This window comes from Bacillus sp. FJAT-27251 (genome assembly GCF_001273925.1).
In the GTDB taxonomy this organism is placed as follows: Bacteria; Bacillota; Bacilli; order Bacillales; family Cytobacillaceae; genus Mesobacillus_B.
Genome location: NZ_LIGG01000001.1, coordinates 2554633 through 2580971, shown reverse-complemented (window position 1 = coordinate 2580971; position 26339 = coordinate 2554633). Strand labels below are relative to the sequence as shown.

Below are 26339 nucleotides of genomic sequence, written 5' to 3'. Positions count from 1 at the left end.
GTTATTTCTTCTTTCTCATGATGAGGAAGGAAGCCGCGAGAACGATCGCAAGCCCAATGATTAGGAGAGGAAAGAAGGAGTTGCTGTTTTCTTCTACTTCCTCATCGACCACACTTGGTGCCTCTTCCTTATTTTCTGGTGTTTCTGGTGTTTCTGGTGTTTCTGCTGCTTCTCCTGTCTCAGGCGCTGCAGATTCTTCCTTCATTTGAACCTGAAAGTTTACCTTTCCTTCAATAGGATGGCCATCCTTCCCGACAATTTTCCAGTTAATCACATAAGATCCATTTTTCAAGTCCTGTCCAAGGTCGGCCTTCATGACATGTCTATCAATGGTCAGGTTATGTAAAGGCATTTCTGTATCGTCCGCACGGAAGAGCTGCATGGTACTGAGCGCTTCTATTTCCGTGTTAAAAGTCAGGACCACTTCCTGAATAGGCTGCGTTACCGTTTCCCCTTCCTTGGGAAGGGAGGTCTCCAGTCCTGTATGGGCCTTGGCAGGGGCTGCTAACCCCCATACCAATAGTGCCAATAAAACGACAACCATCTTTCTCATTTCAAACATCCTTTACTTTTTTATTAACGTGATTTTGCGATACATTCCATTAAAGGCAAGTTCCCGGTCTTCTTTCAAGTTAACATCCTCTTTATGCTTCCGGGAGAGGGATTTGAACGAAATTCCGATGTCCGTCCCAAGCACCCTAATTAGCGGGCGAACCAGCTTCTTAAGGAAGGACAGTTCCCTGTCTTCCGGAGCAAATTTATCAAAGACCAGGATGGTTCCACCTCTCTTTGCGACCCTTGCCATCTCGCTGAACGCCTTCTCTCCATCTGGGACAACGGTAAGGATGAGACTCCCCACTACATAATCAAAAGTCTCGGACTCGAAATCCAGATGCTGCGCGTCCATCTGCAAAAACTGGATCTGGGAGTGGGGAAATTTCCTCCTCGCCTGATCCAGCATGTCCTGCGAGTAGTCAATGGCCGTGATGTCCAGTTTATCACGAGGAATCTGTTCCAGGTCGGCCCCTGTTCCGACACCTACAAACAACACTCGGTCCCCTTCATTGAAAGTCACATCCTGAAACAAGCTTTGCCTCGCCTTGAGGAATGGTCCCGCGTTGAAAAAACGGTCATACAATGGTGCCCATATTTTATAGATGATTCCATTCCAGGTATTATTCATCCCCGCACACCCCCGCTTAGGAAAAGCTTCCCAAATTGGGAAGCTTACTTTTTCACTCTTAACAATCTTAATCCGTTCAAGGTAACAATGAGTGTTGCCCCCATATCGGCGAATATCGCAATCCAGAGGGTGAGCCACCCCGGAATGACGAGTAGCAAAGCGAGCATCTTTACACCTAGGGAGAACGTGATATTTTGCTTGATGATGGCAAGGGCCTTCCGGCTCAGGCTGACGGTGAATGGAAACTTTTTGAGGTCATCCCCCATCAGGGCGATATCCGCTGTCTCAAGCGCCGTATCGGTCCCCGCTCCGCCCATCGCCACCCCGACGGTCGCAGCGGCGAGTGCCGGGGCATCGTTGATTCCGTCCCCCACCATGGCGACATGGCCGTACTGGTCACGAAGGTTTTTGATGAACTGGAGTTTATCCTGGGGCAGGAGTTCGGAGCGGACATCAGTCACACCAACCTCACTTCCGATTGCTTTGGCAGTTCCCTCATTGTCTCCTGTCAGCATGATGGTCTTTTGAATACCAAGTTTATGAAGCTTTTGTATGACCTCCCTGCTGCTTTCCCTTACCTCATCCGCAACCGCAACAAGCGCCAAAACCTCTTGGTTGGTTCCGGCAACCATCACGGTTTTACCTTGTGATTGAAGCTTTTTGACCTTGGCCTGAAGATTTTGTGGTATGCCATCCGTCAGGACTTCCTCAAGCAGTTTCGGACTGCCGATATAATACGTGGTACCGCTAATTTGCCCTTTGATTCCTTTGCCGGTGATCGAGGAGAATTCCTCGACGGGAATCTCTCTATAAGGAAGCTTCTTTTCCTCAGCCTTCTTCATAATGGCGGAAGCTAGAGGATGCTGGGAACGGTATTCAAGTGCCGCAATGGCTGAAAACAAGTCGTTTTCACTCTCTTTGTTCAGCACAACATAATCCGTTACCGCCGGTACCCCTTTTGTCAAGGTACCTGTCTTGTCAAAAGCGACCGCTTTCAGGGCGCCTGTCTGTTCGAGGTAGATGCCGCCTTTTATAAGGACGCCGTTCCTTGCAGCATTACCAATCGCGGTCACGATGGCAACCGGCGTCGATATCACGAGAGCGCACGGGCATCCGACGACGAGCACCGCGAGCCCCTGATAAACCCATTCGCTCCAGTCCGCCCCAAACAACAGCGGCGGGATGATAGCGACAAGGGCGGCCACCACGATGATCGCCGGCGTATAGTATTTGGCAAATCGGTCGACAAAAGCCTGGGATGGCGCCCGCTCTGCCTGGGCTTCCTCCACAAGGTGGATGATGCGGGCAATGGTGGTGTCGTCCACCCGCTTTGTGACTTTCACTTCGAGCAGCCCTTCGGCATTCAACGTGCCGGCGAATACATCATCGCCCGCCGTTTTCTCCACTGGGACGGACTCCCCGGTGATGGCGGCCTGGTTCACGGCGGAGAGGCCCTTCACAACGACCCCGTCCATGGCAATTTTCCCGCCTGGCTTGACTATCATGATGTCCCCGACTTCGATATCGTCCACATGGATCATCGTCTCCTGACCGCTTCGGCGGACCAAGGCTTCTTTCGGAGCGATGTCCATCAGGGACCTGATAGAGGCCCTGGCTTTATCCATGGAATACTTCTCAAGCGCTTCCGAGATGGCAAACAGGATGACCACAACAGCCCCCTCGCTCCATTCGCCGATAATCGCCGCGCCAATGATGGCAATGGTCATGAGGGTTCTCATGTCAAACTCAAGGCGGAACAGGTTCTTAATTCCTGTTTTAAAAAGGGAATACCCTCCAATGACAATTGAGGCAAGGAAAGCGGCGATGGTGGCGCTGTGCTCCTCCCCGTTGCTGAATACAGATAGATATCCTATTAGGACAAAAATTAGGGAGGCCAGAACGTTCCCGTACTCTTTCCAGAAAGGTTCATTCTTTTGCGGCTCCACTTCCCCTTTTTCAGGGTAGATTTTCAGATTTTCAAACGAGCCCGCTTTTTCGAGCTCCTCAATCGTAGTCTCTCCGTACACGGTGACTTTTGAAGCACCAAAGTTAACATTCGCATCCAAAACACCATCCAGGTGTTTCACGTTCTTTTCGAACTTTGTGGCACAGCCAGCTCAGGAGAATCCCTGAATCCGGAACACGTGTTTTTCTGCTTGTTGACCATTTTCAGCCATGGACGACCACCTCCTTTTGATGCTGAAAAGCCAAATTGATTAGTTGTTTGACATGATCATCCACGAGGGAATAGTAGACGAGTTTGCCTTCCTTGCGGTACTTTGCGATCCCCTGCTTGTTCAAAAGGCGCAGGTGATGGGAAACGGCAGCTGTAGAGGCGCCGACAATATTCCCTACATCGCATACGCATAATTCTTCCTCAAGGTAGAGAGAGTAGGCGATTTTGATCCTTGTCTCATCTGAAAGGGCCTTGAAGATTTTGACCACTTCGAGTGTGTCCTGTTCCTTGAGCTCGCTTTTTACCCGGATCACCTTGGGCTCGTGGATACAGGTAACCTGACAGACATCCTGTTCCGGCATATGAGCACATCCTTTATTCAAAAGTTCATTTGAATATATCTTATTCAAAACAACTTTTGGATGTCAACGAATGGGAGTGGAATTTTCTAATTATTTCTCGCATGAATGGTGAATTATTGCTTCAATTTTGTATGGTTTCTTCGTTGCACTAAGCTAGCTGTTACGATTGCCATCGTGGTTCGGGAGTTGTCCCTTGTTGGCTGCACTTATGCTGGCTTTCAGTGACCCTTTTACTTTCGTTCTGTCGATTTTGGGTACTGAGGCCGCTTGTCAGTGCCTCTTTTTCTCTCATTCTGCTGATTTTGGGTACTGAGGACGTCTGTCAGTGACCATTCTTCTCCCATTCTGCCGATTTTGGGTACTGAGGTGGCTTGTCAGTGACCATTTTTCTCTCATTCTGTTGTTTTTGGGTACTGAGGCTGCCTGTCAGTGCCCATTTTTCTCCCTTTCTGCTGATTTTGGGTACTGAGAGGGCTTGTCAGTGACCATTTTTCTCCCATCCTGCTGTTTTTGGGTACTGAGAGGGCTTGTCAGTGACCTTTATTCTCCCATCCTGCCGATTTTGGGTACTGAGACTGCCTGTCAGTGCCCATTTTTCTCTCACTCTGCCGTTTTTGGGTACTGAGGCGGCTTGTCAGTGACCATTTTTCTCCCATCCTGCCGATTTTGGATACTGAGGACGTCTGTCAGTGACTCTTTTTCTCTCTTTCTGCTGATTTTGGGTACTGAGAGGGCTTGTCAGTGCCTCTTTTTCTCTCTTTCCGCTAATTTCGGGTACTGACACCACCTCTCAGTACCCCTTTATCTCTCATCCCACCGATTTCGGGTACTGACACCACCTCTCAGTGCCCCTTTTTATCTCATTCTACCGATTTCGGGTACTGACACCACCTCTCAGTGCCCATTTTTCTCTCATCCCACTGATTTCGGGTACTGACACCACCTCTCAGTGACTCTTTACCAACCACTAACCCCCCTCAATAAAAAATCCATCAAAAAAAAGCGTTAATCCTGGATTAACGCCTTCCTCTAGAAACTACTAAATAGAATTCAAGAATATCAATCAAAATAGACTGGTTCTTGTGGATTGTGTAAATGTTTAAATGCTAAACGAATTTGCGATTTTGTATTTCTTGCTGCCGATAGAGGCGGCAGTTCATCTTCTGCGAAGAAGTCCACTGCATCCGTTTCAACACCTTCCATTGGTGCCCCGCCAATGATTTCACATTGTATAAATATTTTATACACATGGTAAGGGGAAGGTGGATGCGGGTGGCATTTCTTATCAACTATAGCTGTTAACTTTATTGGTTTCACATCAAAGCCTGATTCTTCTTTCACTTCTTTGACCGCAACTTCACTTGGAGTTAAGCCAATATCTCCCCATCCCCCAGGTAACGCCCAACCTCCATCTGTGGTTTCTCTGACCATTAAAATTTTATTATCTTTAAACACAACCGCTCTAATATCAACCTTAGGTGTTGCATAGCCGGTTTCATTTGCAAACAAATCTTTTATTACTGTCCGACTCACATCCGTATGCATTGCCAACATTTCAACGCTTAGGTTTCTAATCAATTCAAATCTTTCCAAGTCGTATACGTCTTTAGAGTAAGTAAGCCCTGCTTGCGCAATCGATTGAAGCTGTTTTGCCCATTCCAGCCATTTAGGCTCCAACTTTATTCACCCCTAATTTTCACCTTATTTAATCCTTCATGGATCAAAATCAATACTTATTAGAAATTGCCTGCTAAAATATTAGGATCTTTCAGTAATATTCAACTCTAAATACTCGTCCGTTTCCTTAAACCCAAACTTCTTGTATACAGGTCTTCCCATTTCTGAAGCACCAAGCCATATTCTTGATATTCCAGATAATTTGACCTCCTCAACCAATTTTAACAGCAAGTTTGTTGCTAATCTTCTACCGCGATAGTTTTGGTTTGTATACATATTTGCTATGTAGGCCTTTTTTCCAGTTTTATTGGTATAGCTTGGTGGGAAATCATAAAAAATTACTGCGCCGCAAGCGACAATTTCCCCTTCATCTTCTGCAAGCCATTGGATCAGCCTGCCTTCACTTAGCTTATCTCTAAAAAATACGGATAGTTCTTTATCAATGTCAATATTGGGTTCCAGCCCCTCATCAATCAATTGTGTTTTTCTTAGTTCAACCAATTTTTCAATATCGTTCAGGTCTGCTCTGCGATAATTCAACATCAAACACTCCTCACTGAATCGGCATTGTATGTTTCATTCTTATTTATAACTCCTTCTTCCAAGTAAATGGACTTCAGCTCCTAAACCCATAATACTAAAAAATAACGAGTTACCGTTCTTAATTTCCAGATGAATTTCAATTGATTCCTTATTTATGCCAAATCCTATATACTGGAGAGGATTAGTCTTCCATAAAAACCAAAGGCCAAACGGACAAATCTTTATTTGGATCGTTTGGCTCCTTTTAGCTTTAAAGGCATTTCAGATTATTAAAGGGTTATGTTAAGGAGATAAAAAAATGAAGAGTTATAAAGTTACTTTAAGCTTGTTGCTGATCAATTTGTTCATAGCCTTTTTGGGGATTGGCCTTGTGATTCCTGTTATGCCTACCTTGATGAATGAGCTAAACATCACTGGGACGGTCATCGGTTATTTAACCGCCGCCTTTGCGATCGCTCAATTAATTTGTTCGCCTTTAGCTGGTAGGGCGGCCGATAAGTTCGGACGAAAAATCATGATTGTCATTGGTCTCTTTCTATTTGGTTTTTCTGAGTTTTTATTCGGATTAGGGAAAGAAATACAAACGTTATTTGTTTCTCGTATTCTAGGTGGAGTAAGTGCCGCGTTCATCATGCCGGCTGTGACTGCCTATATTGCTGATATTACGACGAGAGAAACCCGTCCTAAAGCACTCGGGTACATGTCGGCTGCTATCAGTACAGGATTTATTATCGGGCCGGGAATTGGCGGGTTTTTAGCGGACTTGGGAACCCGGGTCCCCTTCTTCTTTGCGGGAGGTCTTGGTACGATTGCCGGGATTCTTTCCATCCTTTTATTAACCGAACCGCAGCGTTCTGTGGAAGAGTCGGAACATGTCGCTGAAGGAAAAATGGGGATTAAGCGGATTTTTGCTCCGCTGTATTTCATCCCGTTTGTGCTAATTTTCATTGCTTCCTTTGGTTTAGCTGCATTTGAATCGTTTTTTAGTTTGTTTGTGGATCATAAATTCCAGTTTACTCCAGCTGATATCGCCATCGTCATCACAGGAGGGGCCGTTTTCGGGGCGATTGCCCAAGTCCTTCTTTTTGATCGACTGGCACGAATTTGGGGAGAAATCAAACTGATCCGCTATTGTTTGATTTTATCCGCTGTTCTGGTTTATTTAATGACAGTAGTTCATTCCTATTTTACAATTTTACTTGTAACTTTCATCGTGTTTGTCGGCTTTGACCTGTTCCGCCCCGCGGTTACTTCTTATCTATCCAATATCGCGGGGAATGAACAAGGCTTCGTTGGGGGCATGAACTCGATGTTCACTAGTCTCGCGAACATCTTCGGCCCGATTTTAGGGGGCATTTTATTCGATATAGATATAAACTACCCATACTACTTTGCAACATTGGTATTAATTGCAGGGATCGGGCTAACGCTGTTCTGGAAAAAGCCCGCCCCTGTTCAACAGAGGTCCATGATCTAGGTCCGTAGCAAAAAGCATCACAGCATAAAGGAGCGTCACTCATGACGCTCCTTTTCTATTATAGCAAGTCAGTAACAACAAGTTAACCCAAGTGATTATTGGTATGGAAAATACCAAGTCATAATGCACAAAGCCAAACAGTTTTGCTTCCTCATCAGTAATATATAAGCTCCAAGTTGCTCCTACCAAGATTAATGAATTTAAAATAAATGCAGATAACGTACTAAATAATTTGTTGTTTTTATTAATTAATATCAAAATAGATACAATTGCCGAAACTATAAAAGAAAATGACATTATGACAAAATTCAAGGTACCACCACCAAAAATCTTAATTCCTGTTAAGTCCCTTAAGTATGGTTATTTTCCTTATCAGTCAAAAGTTTGTCCAGCTTCTCTTCAACTCGCTTTAACCTATCATTTCTTTTGCGAATAGTCATGAACACACTTATGATCACTGCTGCTGTGGCCAGCAAGAGAATAAGCATGATGAATTGGAATAGAATATCTCCGCCATTAAGCCCGCCTTGAGATGAACCTAATACAAACAAAGGATTGCCCCCCTTTTTTATATTTGTTTACCTGAATCCTTGCGGAAAAGTTTCAAGTTTTTTCGTTTAAAACTAAGCCCCGTTTGTTCAATAAGATAATTCCACAAAAATAGCGCTAATCCAATGCACCGTCAGTTCAGTAAGACAGCTGTTTTAAATTGGCATACTCATAGTAACTGTTCTTATGTAAAATCCTAATTTTTCATACAGTTTAATTGCTTGATTTCCTGCAAATGCACTTAAACGGACTTCGGAATATCCTTCTTTCTTTAGATGCTCAATACCTTTTTCCATCAGCTGTTTTGAAATCCCATTTCCTCTAAATTCCTCTAAAACAAATAGTTCATAAATAAAACCGTACTTCTTATCTGTAAATTGGTCCTTACTTGCCCCTATTAAAATCCAACCAAACAAAATATCATTTTCTGTTGCTATTAAATAATAACTTCCCTTCTGCAAAAGGGCTTCAATAAGTTGATTGACTTTTTCATCCGAAGGTTTTACATCACCTAATGTACCATCATACACAGCTTGTGGAGAGAGAGACAAAATCGTTTTAAATTCCAAATCCTTTGGTTTTCTTATCTCCATTAATTTCTTCAAACCTTTCCAAGATTCTATGTAATATTCCCCGATTAAACGTTAGTTGAATAAGAATAAGGTCGCGTTATATTTTCAGCCAGACCTTTTGGAAAGCACCCCTTTGTTTTAATTAAGAAGCTTACATTTAAAACATCATTTGATTAAATAAATATAGTTGATAAAAACCTGGGACTACCAAAGCCAGAAACAGAGTAATTGCCGCACAGACCTTGGACTGTTTCATCGAGCGGTCATCTCCCTGTTTTAAATGCTCAAAGTATGTAAGAGTAAAATAAAGACTTGCGGTCAACATAAACGCTGTAAATATCCCTATCCAAATCCCAATGGACCCTGTAAGAGCTAATTGCTCCAATTAATAACACCCCCTATTTCGAAAAATATATTTATTTGGTAATTTTACCGTTTTTCCACAATCCTTCCTTCGAGTACAAATTGAGCTCTAACACCCATTAGCTCAAAATACATTCACTAAAACTGCTCCCCAATATATAAAACTCATTGTTAAAAAAACAAGTGAAAATGAAGTTAGTGCTTTTGGTAATTTGCCCTTAAAATATATTAACGCTAATCCTATTAGTATGTGCAAGAAGATAAATAGGAGAACTCTCACAACCTCACCTCTTCCTAAATTGTACCATCTTCATTAAGCATCTGGAAAACCGAACTTAAAGCAGCAATAGAAATTCAAAAATAAACCATAAGCATTCGAAGTATCTTTGTGTTAAAATTAATAGCTGTTGGATAGAAAGTGAGAGAGCGGAATATGAATCAAATTCAAACTAAAACACCTAAAAATTTCTTTAAAAACCTAATCAGCCTCATTAAAGGGAAAGTCTTTGTTATCAATGTGCTCCCTGTGTTGGCAGGATATTTTTTATCTTCTTATATCAATCAGGTCCCACTTGCTGATCACATTGTCTCTTTCTTTATTACATTAATAGGAAGTTCCTTTGTCATTGCTGGTGCTTTAATGTTGAATAATTGGTACGAAGCCGATTTAGATAAATTAATGGAGCGAACTAAAAGTAGACCGAGTGCTAATGGAGAGTTCAGCAAGAAGTTTGTCTTAAGTTTAGGAGTTACAACAAGCATACTAGGATTTTTGCTATTGCTTTTTACTAATGCCGAGGTGTTATTATTTTCATTCATTGGCTGGTTTTTTTATGTGATTTTGTACACATTTTGGAGCAAACAAAAATACTCGTGGAACACGATTATTGGAGCGGTATCAGGATGCGTAACACCGTTAATCGGTTGGTCTGTGGTATCTAGCAGTTTTCAGCTTATTCCGATGATGATGGCACTCATCGTATTCATTTGGCAAATGCCCCATACTTATGCCATCGCCATAAAAAGATTTGATGATTACAAACGGGCAGGATTCGCCATGTTGCCTGTTGTATCAGGCATCAAAAAAACGAAGATTCACATTCTATTTTACCTTATCTGTTTGATTCCTTTACCATTCTTTATGAAATCTCTAGGCTGGCTTTTCATCGGATTCATAACACTTTTAAATATCGGCTGGATCGGTTTATCTTTAAGCGGATTTACTGCACAAAACGAAGAACATTGGGCAAACCGGATGTTTAAATACTCCGTAATTCATATGATGTTATTTCTTACATCTATTATCGTGATGTCAATTTAAAAAGAACCCCTCAAGGGTTCTTTTATTTCTTTACTCTACATCATTCGGAAGGATAAGGCAGGATTTCACCAAAAATATTTCTAAGCAAAGAAGCAACGCTCTCGGCGTTGCTTTTGTCCTCTCGCATCTGATAGTTGAAAAGGTTAACAATTCTTTTTATTAAAAATTAGGGTAGTGTTATCGTTTAACTTCTTGCTAACCCCCGTTTTGTTATAACCTAATTTTTCATATAAATAACAATTCCGTTCTTCCTCCAATATTAAGAGGTCAATTTCAATTTAGGTAATACTTTTGTTCTGAAACATTATTAAAAATCGGCAGTCTCCTTTAAGAACTTCTTATATGCTTTTGAAGTGATTAACTTTATAATACAAAAACCTGTAAATGAAATAACTCCAACTACAAGCAAATAAATGGCGGTATTAGGCCTCGGATTTTCTACAATAAAAGACATGATTATAGTCATAAACAGTGAAAAAACAATAGCTTTTTTTACTACTAGTTTATTAGTTATTTTTTGCATACAAATACCTCCCATTATCCTTTTCTCTATATTACCATAAAATCCCAACCTACCCTCACTTGCTTTTAAAAACAATAAAGATGGTCTTTTATTTTCATGCCATTGTTCTACACGTATATTAATATCACTTTTACTTCCAGTAGCTGTATCTTCTGGAATACCGAAATAATCTGCAAAGTCTCGAGCGTTGAAATCTTCGACACTATATGTTTCAGGAGAGAAGACCATAATGGCTTTTGCATCAGTATTCTCAATTAACTCAAAGTATTTAAAAAGTTTTTCTATTGGTTCTCCTATTATTTCATTTTGAATAATATATGAGTTCCTAAAGTCGGGTGTCCAGCAAAAGGAACTTCTTCTTAGGTGTAAAAATATGAACATCATAGCCATTATTTTTTTTTATATCTGACAAAACAAAATAAAAGTAGTCTCTGAATAATTAATCTCCTTGGCTATTTAAAAGGTTTTCCGCATTTTTAAAAACAGCGAGTTGATTTCCTGTATATTTTCCTTGTGAAAAGACATCCACGATTGAATAATTAATTTTCCCCATTATTTCTATTCCCTACCTAAGCTTTCTCTTTTTTGAAAAGCTAAATAATGCTATCATCAAACAAATCATACTCAATGCCCAAACAGCTCCAGAAACACCTATCCTGAGTGAAATTTCTTCTGAAGCCATCGGATGATTGTAGTCAATTGCAATAGCTTTTGATGCAAAATATGCTGCAACAGAAACTAATAGCAAGTGCAATAATGTCCAGATATATCCCGAACCAAAATTTTTATTTTTTATCCAAAGGACCACATTAACTAACATTAAAATTCCCATAACAATTGAAAATCCACCAATCAACAATTCCATTACTTCCTGTTCTAATGGCATAAGATTACACCTCCAATTAGATTCCGACTAAGAAAGTTAATATAAGTATTTTAAACTTCAAATACATTTTACTATAAATACCCAACCCTTAAAAAAAAGCTGGTTTAATCCTTCTTGGATTGAACCAGCCTTTAGCTGAAAAATTCTTATCCAACACATGCCCAATGCTCGTTGCTCAACTTATGCTTTTCCTGTACCCTTGCAGGTAGTACAATCATGGACATGAACAGATTCCAAACCAGATGAAAAAAATCCCCTTCCTGAGCAGTCGGGACATATTCCCCTTTGAATCTTTTTCTCTCGCCGTTTTTCTTTCCGATTGCCAAAGAAGCCCATATATATCCCCCCTAACTTTTTCTTTATTTAGTATACCTATTTGTATTCGTTTTAATATTAAGCCCTTGGACGGCTGTTAATCATCAATACCCAATGGGGTATTTATAATATTAAAAATAAAAGAGTCTTTCAACCCTTTTATCGGCTCTTTACCAAAAGATTCACAGCATCCTGAATTAATTCTTCAGCGCTTCTTTCTCCTTCTTGTTCGGCAATCCGGACACATTCCACCAAATTCGAACTGACCACAACGCCAATTGTACGGTCAATCGCGGTCCGGGCTGCCGATAGCTGCGTAACCACATCCCTGCAGTCCTTGTTCTCCTCCATCATCCTCAAAATACCTCTTACCTGTCCTTCAATACGTTTAAGCCTATTTTTCATTTGATCATTGTATTCCATCTTTGTCCCCCCTTTAATAAAATTTTAGTTAAAGTCTTCTAAATAAATCACAAAACCATACTATACCCCCGTTTGTATATTGTCAAATTAGGATTATTGAAATTAAAAAGACCGCGATAGCCTTTGCGGACAGTCTGGTTCTTGATGAACTTAAACACTTTTACAATATCGCCGGTATATTTACATCCGTTTGTGAGCAAATTTAAACTGACGCTGGGAAGCATCAGCAAAAATATGAATAAGCAGAAAAGATCTATTCTTACCGAATCCGAGAATAGATCTTTTCTGTGTACAATTAAGGCTCCACAAAAAAATCTTGAATTACCTCTGTTTATGTATTCATAATGCTTTTTCCTACTGAAACGACTCTGCTATTCCAACCATCGTTTCTTTGGTCGCTTTTTCCCCATAGTATGTCAATATGTAATGATAATCGCCATCCGTCCAATGAATGGATGGTCCAGGCCCCTGTATAAAGAAACCATTGTTTCCATTAACGGTAACTTCCTCTTCTTTTTCCAAATTAATGTATTCAACCGGGGGTGGTTGAATAGTCAATGAAAACTTCATTCCACCTTCCTCCCCTTTGAATATCACCTCGTGAATATCGGTTTCATGAGGAGGAATCGCTCTTTCGTACTCTACTATGGTCATTGGAAATTTCGTCGGAAGCTTAGGGGTAATCCCTTCCTCTTTTAATTCTTCTTTAAGTGCCGTATGGTCAAAGCTTTCCTCGTTTTGACTGCACCCCAATATGATTAAGGGAAGAAATAAAAATAACATGGACATTACCCTTTTCATCAACACAGCTCCCTTTAAATTGCCTGCTTTTTAAAGTTTTGATAGGACTCTACAAACCTCACTGAAACTTCAACTCTTGCACCCTTACCTCAAGAAACCTTTTTTAGTTCCCCAATCCCGCCAATAAGCCCTATAAGACCGCCAAAGGCAATGATCGCAGGAATAAATAGTGAAGTCGGGTTGCCAAAAATCAATCGATAAATTCCCCAAATGATTAAAATAAAACAACTGACCAAACTGATGATCACCCTTACCTTCTTACCGCCAGACATTCCTTTTGAACCTTTAATCAATCTCACCCCCTTTGTTTCACCTAAATACGTTATTAAAAACACTTATTCATTTTTTTCGGCGAGATAGTTCCAAATCCACAAAATCAGCAAAAAATTAATGGAATGATGACTGCAAACCCCTTAAGCTGATCAGGAAGAGTAAAGAAGGATAATAGCACCAGAATAAGAAAAGGTGGCATTAAAATCCAATAACGCTTCCTCTTTGTCAAAATATCCCTCCTTCCTTATACATCTAATTGTAATAGCAAAGTGAAGCAACCCCAAGCTTTATTTATATTTATAGATAAAGCAAGACACTCCATTGGCTATTGACCAAAGGAGTGTCTTGCATTGATTAGGAAGCAGCGAGAACCGGCCCCTTGCCTCACACCGTTATGACTATTTTTCCTTGGGCATGGCCTTCGGCAAAGTACTGAAATGCTTCGGGAACCTCGCTTAGCAGATAACATCGGTCAATTACAGGCTTTACCTTTCCGGATTCGATAAGCTCTTTTATAAATAAAAGGTCTTTTTGATTTGCTCTTTGTAAAAAGCTGCCAACTTTCTTCCCTTCGGTCATGGAAATCCAGGGACCGAAAGCCATGGCCTGAAACATTTGAGCACCGGACCCTCCTACATGGACAAAAATCCCATGGGGATTTAAGGCCCGCTTGTAGACGGAAATCGGCTGGTACCCATTAACACCCATTATTAAATCATAGGTCTGTGTGTTGGCAGGAAAGTTCTCTTTTTTATAGTCAATCACATGGTCTGCTCCAATCGACCGAACTAGTTCTACATTCCTCGTACTGCACACCGCTGTAACTTCGGCTCCGAAGGATTTGGCAATTTGGACAGCGAACGTGCCGACACCTCCGGAGGCTCCATAGATTAACACTTTTTGCCCAGGCTGAATTTTGCCTTTATCCCGCAGGCTCTGCAGGGCCGTTACGGCAGCCATAGGCACAGCCGCCGCCTCTTCGAAGGAAAGGTTGGATGGTTTCAGCACCAAAGCCTTTTCTGGTACAGATACATATTGTGCAAAGCCGCCCCACCCGCTGCCGGAAAGGTCTCCAAATACCTCATCACCTTGTTGAAACTCAATAACGTCTTTCCCTACTACTTCCACCCGGCCTGCGATGTCTCCCCCGGGGATTAAGTATTTGGGTTTTAGGAGTCCGAAAGCAAAGCGCGCCAAAAACGGCTCCCCTTTCATAAGCACCAGATTTCCATAATTCAGGGAAGCGGCGTGAACATTCACCAGCACTTCCTTGTCTTTTGGAAAGGGTTTTTCAACCTCCTGCACTTCAAGAACATCGGGTGAACCATATCTTGGTGAAACGATCGCTTTCATAAACAGGCTCCTTCACTAGAGGTATTTGCAAGATTTCTCATCTAATTATTTCTATTTCTTAATCTAATAAAAAAGACCCGTTCCGTTTGACCGTTTCAGTCAGGCACCCTTTGTTTTCTTACACTATTACACTTGCATATTTTCGATAATGGTGGTGATTCCTTGTCCTCCGCCTATACAGAGGGTCACTAATCCATACTTTTCCCCACGGCGTTCCATTTCGTGCAATAGTTTGGTCATTAGGACGGCACCTGTTGCGCCAAGTGGATGCCCCAATGCTATTGCCCCGCCATTTACATTGACCTTATCCAGATTCGCATTCAATTCCTTGATGCAAGCCAGAGCTTGAGCAGCAAAGGCCTCGTTCAATTCGATTAATCCGATATCTTCCAAAGAGAGACCAGCCAGAGATAATGCCTTCCTTGTCGCCGTCACTGGACCAATCCCCATAATTTCTGGTGAAACCCCTGACACAGCTTGCGCAAGGATTTTGGCTTTTGGTTTAAAGCCGCGCTTGCGGGCCTCCTCTTCCGCCATCACCAGAACAGCTGAAGCCCCATCGTTTCGCCCGCTGCTGTTCCCTGCTGTCACGGAACCATTTTCTTTAAACACTGGGTTTAAGCTTCGCAGTTTATCCAGACTTGTCGACCGCGGGTGTTCATCTGTGTCAAAGATTCTTTCTTCTTTTCTTTGCTTGATTTTATAAGAGGTGATTTCCTTATTAAATCTCCCTTCCTTAATGGCCTGGTGTGCAAGTTCCTGGCTGCGCAGCGCAAATTCATCCTGTTCCTCTCTGGAGATACTGTATTGTTCGGCCAGATTTTCAGCTGTATATCCCATTGTGATATCTCCATAGACCTCAATAGGCTGGGAGCGCGGCTGGCTTTCCGTATTAGGATCAATTAACTGGCCATTCCCTGAGCCGAATCCATAACGGGCGTTCCGTATATAATATGGTGCCGTACTCATCGATTCAGCCCCGCCCGCTATAATCACATCCGACATTCCTGCCATAATTTGCAGAGCCGCATTATTAATGGCCTGCAGTCCTGATCCGCACTGTCTGTGAACGGTATAGCCTGGCACCTCGACTGGAAGTCCCGCACGTAAAAGCGCTAAGCGGGCAAGATTCGGAGCGTCTGTACTTTGTTTCGCCTGGCCCAGAATCACTTCATCCACTTCTTTTTTTTCTATTCCGGTACGCCCTGCAATTTCTTCAATCACTTTGGCGGCAAGGAAGTCCACTTCCACCTCTTTCAAACTTCCTCCCATTTTTCCGACAGGTGTACGTACCGAATCAACAATTACAGCCTTTCTCAATATCAACGCCTCCTAGTTTGTTTTAGGAGACTCCAATCGGAGGCCTCCCGCCCAATACCTTTGTTATGGCTCTCGAAACTTCCAATACTTTTTCCCCATAGAAAGACGCGTCTGCATCTGGTTCGTTTGATAAGTACACACAGCTAAGAACCAGTTTCACTTCACCATTTAGGTTGAAAATAGGTGCTGCAACCCCGCACACACCTGGCGTGTGTTCCTCATAACTTTCAGCATAGCCTTTCTTTTTAACATTCTTTAGTTCTTGTTTAAACTCTTCCACGTTCGTGATCGTCTTGCTGGTGAATGGTTTAAACCCGCTTTTCCGGATAATTTCATCTGCCTTGCTTTCATCCATAAAGGCTAGATAGCATTTACCAAAAGAAGCACTCGTCAAAGGAAAACGTTGACCGATGCTTACTGTTACCCGAACCGGCAGGGACGGTTCTTCCTTTGCGACATACATTAATTTGTCATTGGCGATTGGCTCCAGTAAAACGACTGTTTGCTGCGTCTCTTTACTGAGCTCCACGAGATGCGGTTTGCAAATATCAAGATAGTCAATGAATTCAGTGGCCCTCGCACCAAGTACAACCAGGTAGGAACCCAAGCTGTACTGCTTTTTGTCCTCATTGTAAAACACATAGTTATGGTGCTCGAGAACCTTAAGAATGCGATGGCATGTACTTTTATTGATATCTGCACCTTTTGAAATATCAGCCAGACTGCTTTCACGGTTATGATAACGGCTTAGGTATTCTAATATTTTTATCGTCGCTTCTAAAGCAGGTACCTCGGAACGTTCTTTTTTCATTTCCATACAAAACCCTCATTTATCAGATTAGGAGTTTGTTCAACGAACGAAACTCCATTCCTTAACACTATTTATTTTCTAAACATGGCTTCCCTTTTTAAGCGAATCCTACTGTATTCAGCACCAAACCCTTTTACAAGTATTCACGCTTTAGTTGTGCGGCAATGATATTCTTTTGAATTTCGGATGTTCCTTCATATATCTTGGTGATTCTCGCATCACGGTAGAAACGTTCAATCGGGAATTCAGCAATATATCCAATTCCACCATGGATCTGGACAGCCTTGTCCGCTACTCGGTTGTATACTTCGGAGCCCAGCAATTTGACCATAGCCGCTTCCTTGACCACTCTCTTTTTCTGGTCGACCATCCACGCTACCCGGTAGGTCATGCTTCTCAATGCTTCAATATCGAGCGCCATGTCCGCCAAGTAGTGCTGGATAATTTGCTGCTCGAAAATCGGTTTGCCAAACTGAATTCTCATATTCGCATGCTGAAAAGACATTTCCAGCAGTTTGTCACTTGAGCCCAGGTTCCGGGCGGCTAGGCCGGCTCTGCCATTGGCCAGAATTTTTAAAGCGTTTACATATCCTTGCCCTTCTTCCCCCAGTACATTTTCGGCGGGAACCTCGCAATCCTCGAAATAGATTTCAGCAGAATGGCTTCCATGAAGCCCCATTTTCTTTTCTTTCTTCCCTATGATGAAGCCTGGAAAATCCTTTTCAACTATAAAGGATGTAATCCCTTTTGCCCCTTTTGATGGATCCGTTACCGCCATAACTGTAAAAACATCCGCAATAGGAGCGTTGGTTATATAATGTTTGGAGCCATTCAGGATGTACTTGTCTCCCTTTCTCACTGCCGTTGTTTTAAGGTTGGTGGCATGGGAACCAGCACTAGGCTCCGTCAGGGCAAAAGCACCGATTTTTTCCCCTCTTGCCATTGGCGGCAGATACTTTCTCTTTTGTTCTTCATTTCCCATCTCGACAATACCGACTGAACCAATCCCCGTATGGGCACCAATTACAGTGGTATAGCCATTATGGGTTCTTCCCAATTCTTCATAAAGAGCACATTTGCCAACCATGTCGATTCCCAATCCATCATATTCTTCAGGGATGCTCAGTCCAAATAGTCCCATTTCCTTGGACATCTCCATGATTTTTTCTGGTATATCATCTGTTTCTTCAATTTCCTGTGCCAAGGGGTCAACCTCGGTTTCAATAAAATCCCTGATTCCTTTTTTTAACTGTTCCAGTTCCTCGGATAATTCGAAATTCATGCGTTGTTCATTCCTTTCCACAATAGATTAAATAATCCCTTTTTCTCTGAACCTCATACTCCAGGAAACTAATGTAAAAAAAGTTCAATTTCATTATTCGTGCCGTACACGAAATAAAATTCCTTATATGGAACAATCATACTGCTAAGCTCCTGTTGGGTCAATATAGTTTTTAGATAATTCAATTAATTCTTGCGATTTACTAGGGAAATAGGCAGGTTTATTTGGTAAAATAAAGATTTTTTTGAAATCAATGGTTTCATAGGCGGAGAAATTCCTGTTAATGTCTATTGAGGGGTTAAAAAGGCAGAAATAAGCGGAGAAATTCCGTTTACCTTATCAAAATAAGACTAAATTTTAAAATTAGATTCATATAAACGGAAAAGCTCCCCTTATATCCAAGGAAATGTTGGTATTTCCAGATTTAAGAGGAATTTTTCCGTTTATTTTTAAGCTCGGTATTACCTTTTTTAATGGTTGATGAGAAATTCCCTGAAAAAAATAGGGATTTCCTTGTTCAGTACATAAATTGCCTGCCCATTTGCTCTTAGGGTGGCTGTGAAAGACCCAGCCAAAGTTTTACAGATCATGTTTTAGTAACAGATAAAGTGGTATATGAAGAAGGCAAGACCAATAAAACAACGGAGGGACTGGTTAAATTGAAAGATTTAACGGCGACTTCAAGAGGATTATTGGACACTGCAAAAACTGGGGCAACATTCGCCGAGATGGCGACTGGAACACTGGTCTTGAATCAATATATTTAGGAGCGACACTGCCCTATCAGTCCTGTAAGCAGGACGAAAAAGGTGCGAACCAATGATGGTTTGCACCTTTTTTCTTTGTCAATAGGACCTGCTCAGCGTACCATAATTAATTAGACCCGCCATTTTCGGAAGGAGATGGCAAGTGCGGTCATGATGGCGGGAATCGTGATCGCCAGAAATATGATAAAGCCTATATTCGCAATGGTTTGCAGCGTTCCGGCAGCGTATTTATTTACTACCAGCAAGAAGAAGGAAACTAGTATCAAGAAAGCCGCCAGACCATAGACAAGCTTCTCCCCGGCACGATACTTTTCTTTTTTCGAATCTTTTTCGCTATAGATGGGAGCGGTATCCGGTGCCGCTTTGAACAAATGCATGTTGACTTCTGAGCAGACATGGGTCCATCCTGCCGCTGAGAAATATTCCATGTACTCATCGGCCTCATCATTTGCCAGAGAGCGATAATCGATGCTGTAGATCACATCCTCTTTTTCACCGCGTTCCAATCCATACCCCATAAATTTAAAATCCTTCACGTTCCAGCCTTGAAGCGATTTTTTTCGCAGCTTCTCCATATCTTTTTCCTCGGAAAACGCTAAGCCGTCAGACATCATATATTTTGTTTTTTTCATCCTTCATCCTCCCCCAGTCCATTTTCCGCCATCTGGATCATCACTTTTTTTCGATGTACATCTTCCCTCAGTACTTCCCGGCCCTTATCTGTCAGAAGGTAAACCTTCCTGCGTGAGTCTCCATCATCATACAGGTAAATAAGGTCTTGATTAAGCAACTTTTTTATGATGGTATACATGGAAGCTGGGCCTATTTTGACTGTTCCGTTTGTTGTTTCTTCAATTAAGGTCATGACCGCATATCCGTGCCGTGGCTGCGTTAAAGCCGCCATTATGTAAAAGACGGAATCAGTCAATTGTTCTATCTGTTTCACCCTGATTCTCCTTTATATCATTTTATGATATATCATAGTTAAAATATATCACAAAGTGATATACATGTCATCATAAAAAAGAGAAGGCTCATTGCCTTCCCGCCTCGGAATGGATTCCTATGCTGCTATTTCACTGAAACTCCTTTATCAATCGTCAACTTCAACCAATGTTCAAAGCTGTGAAGGGCATTCCTTGCCTTGTTTAGGGTTAAACTTATTTCCAACTCTAATGATCAAKGGAGTGCCGATGATTGTCGGAAGAAACCAAAAAATAAGTACGGGGATTTCATTTAAAACAGGAACCTTGGATATGTTTACGACGATTGTGGCTGTAACGATGCCAATATATGAACCGAGCATTCCGCCGATGTGCATCCCGATCCAATTCTTCCATCTTCTTTTTGCGGTAACATACCCCAAAAGGGCAAGGGAATAGGAGAAGATCCCTATATAAAAGAGGTAGGCGCTCTCTTCCCAATGAATGATGGACATCACAACGGCGGATATAAACACCAAAACATAGGCTCCGTGGTAAATCTCTCCTGCTGCAGTATGCCTCCCTTTCTTTTTACTGGAGGCCATTGCAATGAGACCACTGACCAGACAGACCGCACCGGTGAGAATATGCATGATTAAAAATAATTGAAACAAGCTCCCACCTCCAGTATCAAGTTATCTTAAGAGTTTACCAACCTCTCTCCTTTCAGCTCCTTTAAAATCAGGAGAACAGCAATCCCATAAACCAGGGAAATCGCGAGAGGAACCGCGATGAACGCCTGGTCAAGAAACCAGCTCCCAAGGAATAAGGAGGAAAGGCAGGCGCCTAAAGTGACAAATAAATAGGCTTTGCTTTTATAAATCCACATATAGGGAAGGAAATGCGAGCCTGCAAGCAAGCCAATCGTAAACGGCAAGTATTCAGGAATATGCATATACACGATGATAAAAACGGGGATAAAGAAAGCCTGTGGAGCAGCAACGATTCCTCCCAATGTGCCTAAAGGGTTACCGGAATATAGAACATTGACGCCCAGAAGCTTGCTGAGCAGGATTCCAAACGGGAAAATGACCGATAAGCCAATCACCCAGGCTAAATGGACAATTTCCATAGGAAGCAAAAGCGGAAGAAACGAGAATAGCAGAAACACCAAAGAACCAGACAGCAAAATGGGATATCCTTTTTTAGCTTCAGATATGATTTCAGAATGCAAGATTTCAAGAGGTTTATTCATTCAAACCACGCTCCTTTTTAGTATTTTTCCCGGTGAACCCTTAAGGCATGCCACTCCTTAATAAGGAAAGAATCAACATCCCTCAAGATAGGAAGCTCATCCATGCAACACTCTTATCATAAATGAAAAACGGAAGAAGTTTAAGGAATATTTTCCATTTACTAAATTTATTTTCCAATTAATTAATAATACCGATTCCTTTTTAAATAATGGTGACGGCCATAAACCGGAAGCCAAGGGCGCAGCTAATGTTTTCCCAAATGTATATCAACGCCGCTTACTTAAAAAAGCAGCAAATCATCTTCCGCGCAAAAAAAAGCATGAGGACTGCCCCCGTGAACGTATCACGAGAACTGTCCTCAAGCTTTATTGTACCGCAGAAATATTGATGATTCGTCCTTCTGCTTCGTACGAGATTGGAGAGGTGAAGCTCTTTACAAAATCGACGGTTGCTTGGAGATCTTCCGGCCCTTGGACAGGATTTTCACCATAGGCACGGAGCTTATATTGGTCTGAATAATGGTCGTACATGTAATTATTGATGGTAAGGGTGTAAGTGGCAGTCTGGTTGATTGGAGTTCCATCGGGTAATGTAATGTCCGTCACCTTCCCGGTTGCACTGTCCCACTTGTAATGGAAGCCTGCAATGGAGGCATCCGGGCCGTAAGAAGAAATTTGCGCATTCACAATTTCATCCATTTCCGATCCCTGTACGTCAATTTTCACCAGTGTGTTGCCAAACGGCTGGATATTGTACAGTTCTTCCCATGTAATCTCGCCTGCATCCAGGTTGGCACGGATTCCGCCGCCGTTCATCATAGCAAAATCGCTTCCCATTGCCGCCTTCATTCCGTCTGCAATCAGATTCCCAAGAGCATTGTCGCCAACGTAATTTTTCGTTATATATCCGCCTTGCAGATAGGTACTTGCCTGACCGATCACTTCATTCAATTTAGGCGCGATTGCCGTGGAGTATTTTTCCAAAATGGCAGAAACCTCGGGGTCTGGAGCGACTCCCTGCTGAATGACATCCACGATTTCTGCTTCCTTTTTAACAATATCTCCTGTTACCGGATCGATTTCAAGATCGATATCTGCAAAGGCCTTTCCATATTCGCCAGCCTGGACAATCAGCTTATTGTCCACTACCGCATTTACCTTTTGATGGTTATGAGCGGCAACGATGACATCCACCTTATCATTTATTTTGGCGGCGATTTCCGCAATTTCTCCAGTTGCCGTCTCGCCTGACTGGCTTCCCGGAACATGTGCCAGAACGACAATGGCTTCCGCTCCCCGCTTGGCCAATTCAGGAACATATTTGTTGATCGCTTCTGCTTCATCTGTAAATTCGACGTTCGTGATCCCTTTTGCTACGACCATATTTGGTGTTGCGGTTGTCGTAACGCCGATGAACCCGATTTTTTGGCCCTTTACATTTTTAATGTAGTATGGAGGGAGTACCAGTTCCCCGCTGTCCTTGTATACAACATTGGCGGCAACCATCGGGAAGTCGGTGCCGTCATAGTTAGCTGTTCCAGCTGGATGATCTCCGCCGTAAGTTAAACGAAGCAGCTCATCCACTCCCTCGTCAAACTCGTGGTTTCCAAGAGTCCCTGCGTCAAAACCAATGGATTCCATGATTTCAATAGTAGGCTCATCCTGGAACAATGCTGATACAGGCGGGCTTCCTCCCACCATGTCTCCGGAGTGGACAATCAGCGTGTTTTCATTGGTTTGTTCACGGTCTCGAAGATAGGCAGCGAGGTAAGCAGCGTTTCCATATGTATTGAGGTCATTTTTCGGCTGCTCGCTAACATTCACTTTGCCGTGCAGGTCGTTTACGGTTAACAATTGTACTTTTACATTCTCTTTTTTTGCCAAGCCTGGCGGAACCTTATTTCCACCTGCTAAAGCTGAGCTCCCCATCATGCCGGTCATCAATAGACTGACCGACATGGAGGCAGCCATTACTTTGCGGTTAAACAATGCCATGAATTTTTCCTCCTGAAAAAAAATATCGTATAAGGTAAATTGTAAAGTTAATATATTAATAATATTTCAAGAGAGAATTAAGTTTTTGTAAAAAGAGATGGCAAATACACTGGCAAAGTGTTAGCCTGAAGTGACATAGTGTCTTACCTATGTAAAGGAGTGAATAGGGTGAATACACTATGACTAGTAAGGCTGAACGCTTACTATTTTTAAAAGAGCTTGGACGTTTAATCGACGATCTTCAAAAGTGCAACGATGATCAAGTTCGCGATGGTATTCATCAAGACATTCATCTTCTTTTAGAGGCGCTATCTTTGACTGCTAATAACTAGCAGTCTTTTTCATGAAGTTGGGCATCCCCCACTGATAAAGGAGTGTACGATCCATTGCACCAAAGAGAAAAAGTAATCATTATAGGCGGCGGTATGGCAGGAAAACTGGCCGCACGTGTCCTTTCTGATGTGTTTCAGGAAGTGATCATTTTGGAAAAGGATTCCGAAACGTTAACCCCTGCTCCAAGGAATGGAGTCCCGCAGGGGAAACACATCCATGCCCTGCTCCACGCAGGTGAGCATGGTCTTGAAAAGCTGTTTCCAGGGGTTACGGACTGCTTCCATTCAAGTGGAGCGGTGAAAATCAACTCGACGAAAGACCTTGCCTGGTATCATCACGGTGTGTGGAAGTTCCGCTATGACGGGGGCTATACAACAACCTTGCAAACTCGTCCCCACCTGGAATGGCATATCGATCAACACATACATAAGATTTCTAATATAAAGGTCCTGTATAACCACTCGGTAACCAGGTATGTCTATCAAGACCAGGAAAATCGGATTGCCGGTGTTGAAGGAAGAGATAGCAGCGATTCCAGGTTCACGCTACTCGCTGACCTGGTTGTTGATGCCAGCGGGGCAAGCAGCCTGTCCTCCCGTTGGTTCAATGCGCATGATATCCATATCCCGACTGATAAAGTAGAAATTGGCTTGACCTATGCCAGCCAGCTTGTTGAGCTTCCCGATAATAAAAATAGAGACTGGAAAATCAAGCTTCTGTACCCCAATCCACCAGCTGAAAAAATCGCCGGTTCGATTTCAAATGTCGAGGGAAATCGTTATCTCGTCACATTTATTGGCTATCATGACGAAATAGACGGGAAGGAGATTCTGAAGGATGAGAGAGCTCTCCTTGAACTGGCTCGTAAACTGCCAAAATCGGATATCCATGAAGAACTGCAAACTGCTAAGGCCTTGTCCAGTGTGAGTGTCTTCCGGGTTCCCCATATTTTATGGAGAAAAGTCGATAAGGCACAGAATTTGCCTGAAGGTCTTTTGCTCATTGGGGACAGCCTTTGCAGGATTGATCCCTTTTTTGGCCAGGGTATGAGTATCGCCGTTTTGGAGGCACTCGCCCTACAAGACATTTTTCAAAATCAGCAGAGACCTCAACAGAAATCGATTAATGCCTTTCATAAAAAAGCAGGAAACATCATCGCACCCATCTGGAATATGGTCCTGACCGAAGATTTTCGATATCCAGCGACGAAAGGCAAGAAACCATTTGGCCTGCCTTTTCTCCAATGGTATGCAAAAAACATTTTCCTCCTGTCCTCCGAAAATCCAAAAATCTATGATGGGTTTATCAAAGTCATGAACCTGAAGCGGCCGATGACCATATTAATGCACCCCAAGATACTAATAAGGGTACTAAAAAGGACCAAATGAGCAGGGATTTTCCCGCTTCATTTGGTCCTTTTAATGATCGTTTTTTAGTTTGTTATTTGAAGGTCCTTTTCAAGGTATGTTTCTATCCAATGCTCCTTCACACCTCAACAGCTTCCCACCTCAAACAGAATTCCCATACCTGCTCAACATTTCTTTCGCTGGCTGCGTATTTTGGATATACCGTCTGGTCGAAGAATTGTTTGATTTGTTGTCCAGGGTTATCCGAGTATTGAGATGGCTGCATGATGGTTCGTTTGCCGTTGATTATTTTACCTGTGACCCCCTCGAATTCTTCGGAAGTACATAGGTGGAAATAGGTGTCGGCCATGGTTTCACGCGGGGCACTGAACAGGTTTTGGACCCTTGCGGCGAATTTCCAGCCTGATTGCATTTTCTGAATGGTTTCCTTCGAGAGTTTTATAGCCGGAATTTGAATGGCGTTGACAGATATGTTTTTGGTTTTCAGTTCTTCGGCCAGCTTGAATGTCAGCATCAGCAAAGCCATCTTGGAGTCCCCATACATTTTATAAGTGCTATATGTTCGCTTGTCCTTGAATTCCCCCTGGAGATTGTCGAATTCAATCCTTCGCTTCGGGTCAAAGAAATGCCTGATATTGGTCGTGCACGCATGGAGAATGCGGGCATCGTCCGACTTTTCCAGCAGGTCTGCCAGCAGCCTTGTCAGAAGGAACGGACCAACAACATTAGTGGCGAAAGACAATTCAATCCCGTCTTCGCTCAGCTGATAGGTTTTATTGCCATGATTCAGGAAAGCTGCATTATGGATGAGGATATCGATCTTTGGATAGGTTTCCTTCACGCAAGAATAAAATTGGTGTATGGACTCAAATGAAGAGATGTCGAGCTGCAGAAGGTCAACTTGAGGATTATTGGTTGCATCGATGATTTCCTGCTGCACTGTTTTGCTTTTTTCCAGATTGCGGCAGGCCATAATCACCCTGCATCCCTCCGCCGCAAACCTGCAGGCCGCTGCTTTGCCAATACCGGAGTTAGAGCCTGTAATAATGACGACTTTATCCATCTTCCCATTCCCCCATATCTACTATAAAACGGTTTCGTCATACCCTATTTAAATGCGTATCCTTAAAATGAGTTGGATATTTCAGCCCATAGCCCAGCATTCTGTCCATTCCTATATGGGCGGTCCAGATCAGACTTATGGAGAGCATGGTCGGGTTGGATAGAAATATTCCCAGGATGACAAGAATGACCGGTAACGTGTAGGTATGGAATAAATTATAGACCCTTGCTCCCGTTTTAGGATTGATGACATAGCCGACCATAGAAAGATCCGGCAAAAACAGCAAAACCAAAAATAATACCCAGCTGAATTGAAAAAAACCATAGAGGTAAACACATAAGGCCAAAACCGCCATTCCCTCTGCATGCAAAAGCTTTTTATTCATTGAAATCCCCCCTGTCTAAAGAACTATATTCTTCATTATCG

The 26339-nt window shown here is 42.5% G+C and carries 27 protein-coding genes and 2 pseudogenes; 3 read left to right on the top strand and 26 right to left on the bottom strand.

What is annotated here, in order from left to right; translation table 11 throughout:
• Position 1: 1 nt before the first annotated feature.
• The 6 genes from ADU22_RS12155 to ADU22_RS12130 form a co-directional block, all read right to left on the bottom strand.
• Positions 2-553: a copper resistance CopC family protein gene (locus tag ADU22_RS12155; RefSeq protein WP_053362387.1), complete on the bottom strand. Its 552-nt coding sequence runs from the start codon at positions 551-553 to the stop codon at positions 2-4.
• A gap of 12 nt (positions 554-565) precedes the next feature.
• A complete protein-coding gene (locus tag ADU22_RS12150; protein ID WP_053362386.1) occupies positions 566-1183 on the bottom strand; it encodes a class I SAM-dependent methyltransferase in 618 nt (205 codons plus the stop codon).
• Between the two features lie 44 nt (positions 1184-1227).
• Positions 1228-3360, bottom strand: coding sequence for a heavy metal translocating P-type ATPase (locus ADU22_RS12145; RefSeq protein ID WP_082252836.1), 2133 nt, complete (start codon positions 3358-3360; stop codon positions 1228-1230).
• Positions 3353-3721, bottom strand: a complete 369-nt coding sequence (locus tag ADU22_RS12140; RefSeq protein WP_053362384.1) for an ArsR/SmtB family transcription factor — start codon at positions 3719-3721, stop codon at positions 3353-3355. The genes ADU22_RS12145 and ADU22_RS12140 overlap by 8 nt, the downstream gene beginning before the upstream one ends.
• A 1059-nt stretch (positions 3722-4780) precedes the next feature.
• Positions 4781-5398, bottom strand: a complete 618-nt coding sequence (locus tag ADU22_RS12135) for an NUDIX hydrolase (protein ID WP_053362383.1) — start codon at positions 5396-5398, stop codon at positions 4781-4783.
• Positions 5399-5479: 81 nt separating this feature from the next.
• Positions 5480-5938, bottom strand: coding sequence for a GNAT family N-acetyltransferase (locus tag ADU22_RS12130; protein WP_069188071.1), 459 nt, complete (start codon positions 5936-5938; stop codon positions 5480-5482).
• A 301-nt stretch (positions 5939-6239) separates the two neighbouring features.
• Here ADU22_RS12130 and norA point away from each other — a divergent pair, with 301 nt between their 5' ends.
• Positions 6240-7418 (top strand): multidrug efflux MFS transporter NorA, encoded by a 1179-nt coding sequence (gene norA, locus ADU22_RS12125; protein WP_053362381.1) that lies wholly within the window; start codon positions 6240-6242, stop codon positions 7416-7418.
• Positions 7419-7768: 350 nt separating this feature from the next.
• Here the strand turns inward: norA and ADU22_RS12120 are convergent, their stop codons facing one another.
• The 3 genes from ADU22_RS12120 to ADU22_RS12110 all read right to left on the bottom strand — a co-directional run bounded on the left by ADU22_RS12120 (position 7769) and on the right by ADU22_RS12110 (position 8924).
• On the bottom strand, positions 7769-7969 hold the full coding sequence (locus ADU22_RS12120; RefSeq protein WP_053362380.1) for a hypothetical protein: 201 nt from the start codon (positions 7967-7969) through the stop codon (positions 7769-7771).
• 153 nt (positions 7970-8122) lie between these two features.
• On the bottom strand, positions 8123-8560 hold the full coding sequence (locus ADU22_RS12115) for a GNAT family N-acetyltransferase (RefSeq protein ID WP_053362379.1): 438 nt from the start codon (positions 8558-8560) through the stop codon (positions 8123-8125).
• Between the two features lie 136 nt (positions 8561-8696).
• Entirely contained in the window at positions 8697-8924 is a 228-nt protein-coding gene (locus ADU22_RS12110) for a hypothetical protein (protein WP_053362378.1), read from the bottom strand.
• Between the two features lie 411 nt (positions 8925-9335).
• Between ADU22_RS12110 and cyoE the strand changes: the two genes are divergently transcribed.
• Complete coding sequence (cyoE, locus tag ADU22_RS12105; protein ID WP_053362377.1) at positions 9336-10223, top strand: heme o synthase; 888 nt, start codon at positions 9336-9338, stop codon at positions 10221-10223.
• Positions 10224-10366: 143 nt separating this feature from the next.
• Here cyoE and ADU22_RS25180 read toward each other — a convergent pair.
• The 15 genes and pseudogenes from ADU22_RS25180 to ADU22_RS12030 form a co-directional block, all read right to left on the bottom strand.
• Positions 10367-10483 (bottom strand): annotated as a pseudogene (locus tag ADU22_RS25180) (GNAT family N-acetyltransferase); the annotation flags it as partial.
• A 272-nt stretch (positions 10484-10755) separates the two neighbouring features.
• Positions 10756-11299, bottom strand: a pseudogene (locus ADU22_RS25620) (PhzF family phenazine biosynthesis protein); the annotation flags it as partial.
• Between the two features lie 12 nt (positions 11300-11311).
• A complete protein-coding gene (locus ADU22_RS12095; RefSeq protein ID WP_053362375.1) occupies positions 11312-11632 on the bottom strand; it encodes a hypothetical protein in 321 nt (106 codons plus the stop codon).
• A 474-nt stretch (positions 11633-12106) separates the two neighbouring features.
• On the bottom strand, positions 12107-12370 hold the full coding sequence (locus tag ADU22_RS12085; RefSeq protein WP_046523641.1) for a metal-sensitive transcriptional regulator: 264 nt from the start codon (positions 12368-12370) through the stop codon (positions 12107-12109).
• Between the two features lie 354 nt (positions 12371-12724).
• Positions 12725-13171: a hypothetical protein gene (locus tag ADU22_RS12080; RefSeq protein ID WP_053362373.1), complete on the bottom strand. Its 447-nt coding sequence runs from the start codon at positions 13169-13171 to the stop codon at positions 12725-12727.
• Between the two features lie 89 nt (positions 13172-13260).
• Positions 13261-13464: a hypothetical protein gene (locus ADU22_RS12075; RefSeq protein ID WP_053362372.1), complete on the bottom strand. Its 204-nt coding sequence runs from the start codon at positions 13462-13464 to the stop codon at positions 13261-13263.
• Positions 13465-13828: 364 nt separating this feature from the next.
• Positions 13829-14797 (bottom strand): NAD(P)-dependent alcohol dehydrogenase, encoded by a 969-nt coding sequence (locus ADU22_RS12070; protein WP_053362371.1) that lies wholly within the window; start codon positions 14795-14797, stop codon positions 13829-13831.
• 126 nt (positions 14798-14923) lie between these two features.
• Positions 14924-16117, bottom strand: coding sequence for a thiolase family protein (locus tag ADU22_RS12065; RefSeq protein ID WP_053362370.1), 1194 nt, complete (start codon positions 16115-16117; stop codon positions 14924-14926).
• A 22-nt stretch (positions 16118-16139) separates the two neighbouring features.
• Positions 16140-16934, bottom strand: coding sequence for an IclR family transcriptional regulator (locus ADU22_RS12060; RefSeq protein WP_053362369.1), 795 nt, complete (start codon positions 16932-16934; stop codon positions 16140-16142).
• A gap of 127 nt (positions 16935-17061) precedes the next feature.
• Positions 17062-18210, bottom strand: coding sequence for an acyl-CoA dehydrogenase family protein (locus ADU22_RS12055; protein ID WP_053362368.1), 1149 nt, complete (start codon positions 18208-18210; stop codon positions 17062-17064).
• Between the two features lie 877 nt (positions 18211-19087).
• Positions 19088-19609, bottom strand: coding sequence for a DUF2812 domain-containing protein (locus tag ADU22_RS12050; RefSeq protein WP_053362367.1), 522 nt, complete (start codon positions 19607-19609; stop codon positions 19088-19090).
• Positions 19606-19923: a PadR family transcriptional regulator gene (locus tag ADU22_RS12045; RefSeq protein ID WP_053362366.1), complete on the bottom strand. Its 318-nt coding sequence runs from the start codon at positions 19921-19923 to the stop codon at positions 19606-19608. The genes ADU22_RS12050 and ADU22_RS12045 overlap by 4 nt, the downstream gene beginning before the upstream one ends.
• Before the next feature lie 171 nt (positions 19924-20094).
• Positions 20095-20574 carry a DUF2306 domain-containing protein gene (locus tag ADU22_RS12040; RefSeq protein WP_231687874.1) on the bottom strand — a complete coding sequence of 160 codons (480 nt, stop codon included), beginning with the start codon at positions 20572-20574 and terminating at the stop codon, positions 20095-20097.
• A 26-nt stretch (positions 20575-20600) separates the two neighbouring features.
• Positions 20601-21155 carry a DUF7010 family protein gene (locus ADU22_RS12035; protein ID WP_053362365.1) on the bottom strand — a complete coding sequence of 185 codons (555 nt, stop codon included), beginning with the start codon at positions 21153-21155 and terminating at the stop codon, positions 20601-20603.
• A gap of 366 nt (positions 21156-21521) precedes the next feature.
• Positions 21522-23150 (bottom strand): bifunctional metallophosphatase/5'-nucleotidase, encoded by a 1629-nt coding sequence (locus ADU22_RS12030; protein ID WP_053362364.1) that lies wholly within the window; start codon positions 23148-23150, stop codon positions 21522-21524.
• Positions 23151-23536: 386 nt separating this feature from the next.
• Here ADU22_RS12030 and ADU22_RS12025 point away from each other — a divergent pair, with 386 nt between their 5' ends.
• On the top strand, positions 23537-24871 hold the full coding sequence (locus ADU22_RS12025) for an FAD-dependent oxidoreductase (protein ID WP_053362363.1): 1335 nt from the start codon (positions 23537-23539) through the stop codon (positions 24869-24871).
• 97 nt (positions 24872-24968) lie between these two features.
• Here ADU22_RS12025 and ADU22_RS12020 read toward each other — a convergent pair whose 3' ends face one another.
• Together ADU22_RS12020 and ADU22_RS12015 are read right to left on the bottom strand one after the other, a co-directional pair.
• Positions 24969-25913: an SDR family NAD(P)-dependent oxidoreductase gene (locus tag ADU22_RS12020; protein ID WP_053362362.1), complete on the bottom strand. Its 945-nt coding sequence runs from the start codon at positions 25911-25913 to the stop codon at positions 24969-24971.
• A 37-nt stretch (positions 25914-25950) separates the two neighbouring features.
• Entirely contained in the window at positions 25951-26298 is a 348-nt protein-coding gene (locus tag ADU22_RS12015) for a DUF4260 domain-containing protein (RefSeq protein ID WP_053362361.1), read from the bottom strand.
• Positions 26299-26339 lie beyond the last annotated feature (41 nt).

What these genes read in the sequence shown, in the direction of transcription:
- ADU22_RS12155 (WP_053362387.1), bottom strand. Translation starts at nt 553, where the DNA reads ATGAGAAAGATGGTTGTCGTTTTATTGGCACTATTGGTATGGGGGTTA.
- ADU22_RS12050 (WP_053362367.1), bottom strand. Translation starts at nt 19,609, where the DNA reads ATGAAAAAAACAAAATATATGATGTCTGACGGCTTAGCGTTTTCCGAG.
- ADU22_RS12035 (WP_053362365.1), bottom strand. Translation starts at nt 21,155, where the DNA reads ATGAATAAACCTCTTGAAATCTTGCATTCTGAAATCATATCTGAAGCT.
- ADU22_RS12055 (WP_053362368.1), bottom strand. Translation starts at nt 18,210, where the DNA reads ATGAATTTCGAATTATCCGAGGAACTGGAACAGTTAAAAAAAGGAATC.
- ADU22_RS12020 (WP_053362362.1), bottom strand. Translation starts at nt 25,913, where the DNA reads ATGGATAAAGTCGTCATTATTACAGGCTCTAACTCCGGTATTGGCAAA.
- ADU22_RS12060 (WP_053362369.1), bottom strand. Translation starts at nt 16,934, where the DNA reads ATGGAAATGAAAAAAGAACGTTCCGAGGTACCTGCTTTAGAAGCGACG.
- cyoE (WP_053362377.1), top strand. Translation starts at nt 9,336, where the DNA reads ATGAATCAAATTCAAACTAAAACACCTAAAAATTTCTTTAAAAACCTA.
- ADU22_RS12015 (WP_053362361.1), bottom strand. Translation starts at nt 26,298, where the DNA reads ATGAATAAAAAGCTTTTGCATGCAGAGGGAATGGCGGTTTTGGCCTTA.
- ADU22_RS12085 (WP_046523641.1), bottom strand. Translation starts at nt 12,370, where the DNA reads ATGGAATACAATGATCAAATGAAAAATAGGCTTAAACGTATTGAAGGA.
- ADU22_RS12115 (WP_053362379.1), bottom strand. Translation starts at nt 8,560, where the DNA reads ATGGAGATAAGAAAACCAAAGGATTTGGAATTTAAAACGATTTTGTCT.
- ADU22_RS12150 (WP_053362386.1), bottom strand. Translation starts at nt 1,183, where the DNA reads ATGAATAATACCTGGAATGGAATCATCTATAAAATATGGGCACCATTG.
- ADU22_RS12070 (WP_053362371.1), bottom strand. Translation starts at nt 14,797, where the DNA reads ATGAAAGCGATCGTTTCACCAAGATATGGTTCACCCGATGTTCTTGAA.
- ADU22_RS12030 (WP_053362364.1), bottom strand. Translation starts at nt 23,150, where the DNA reads ATGGCATTGTTTAACCGCAAAGTAATGGCTGCCTCCATGTCGGTCAGT.
- ADU22_RS12080 (WP_053362373.1), bottom strand. Translation starts at nt 13,171, where the DNA reads ATGAAAAGGGTAATGTCCATGTTATTTTTATTTCTTCCCTTAATCATA.
- ADU22_RS12140 (WP_053362384.1), bottom strand. Translation starts at nt 3,721, where the DNA reads ATGCCGGAACAGGATGTCTGTCAGGTTACCTGTATCCACGAGCCCAAG.
- norA (WP_053362381.1), top strand. Translation starts at nt 6,240, where the DNA reads ATGAAGAGTTATAAAGTTACTTTAAGCTTGTTGCTGATCAATTTGTTC.
- ADU22_RS12095 (WP_053362375.1), bottom strand. Translation starts at nt 11,632, where the DNA reads ATGCCATTAGAACAGGAAGTAATGGAATTGTTGATTGGTGGATTTTCA.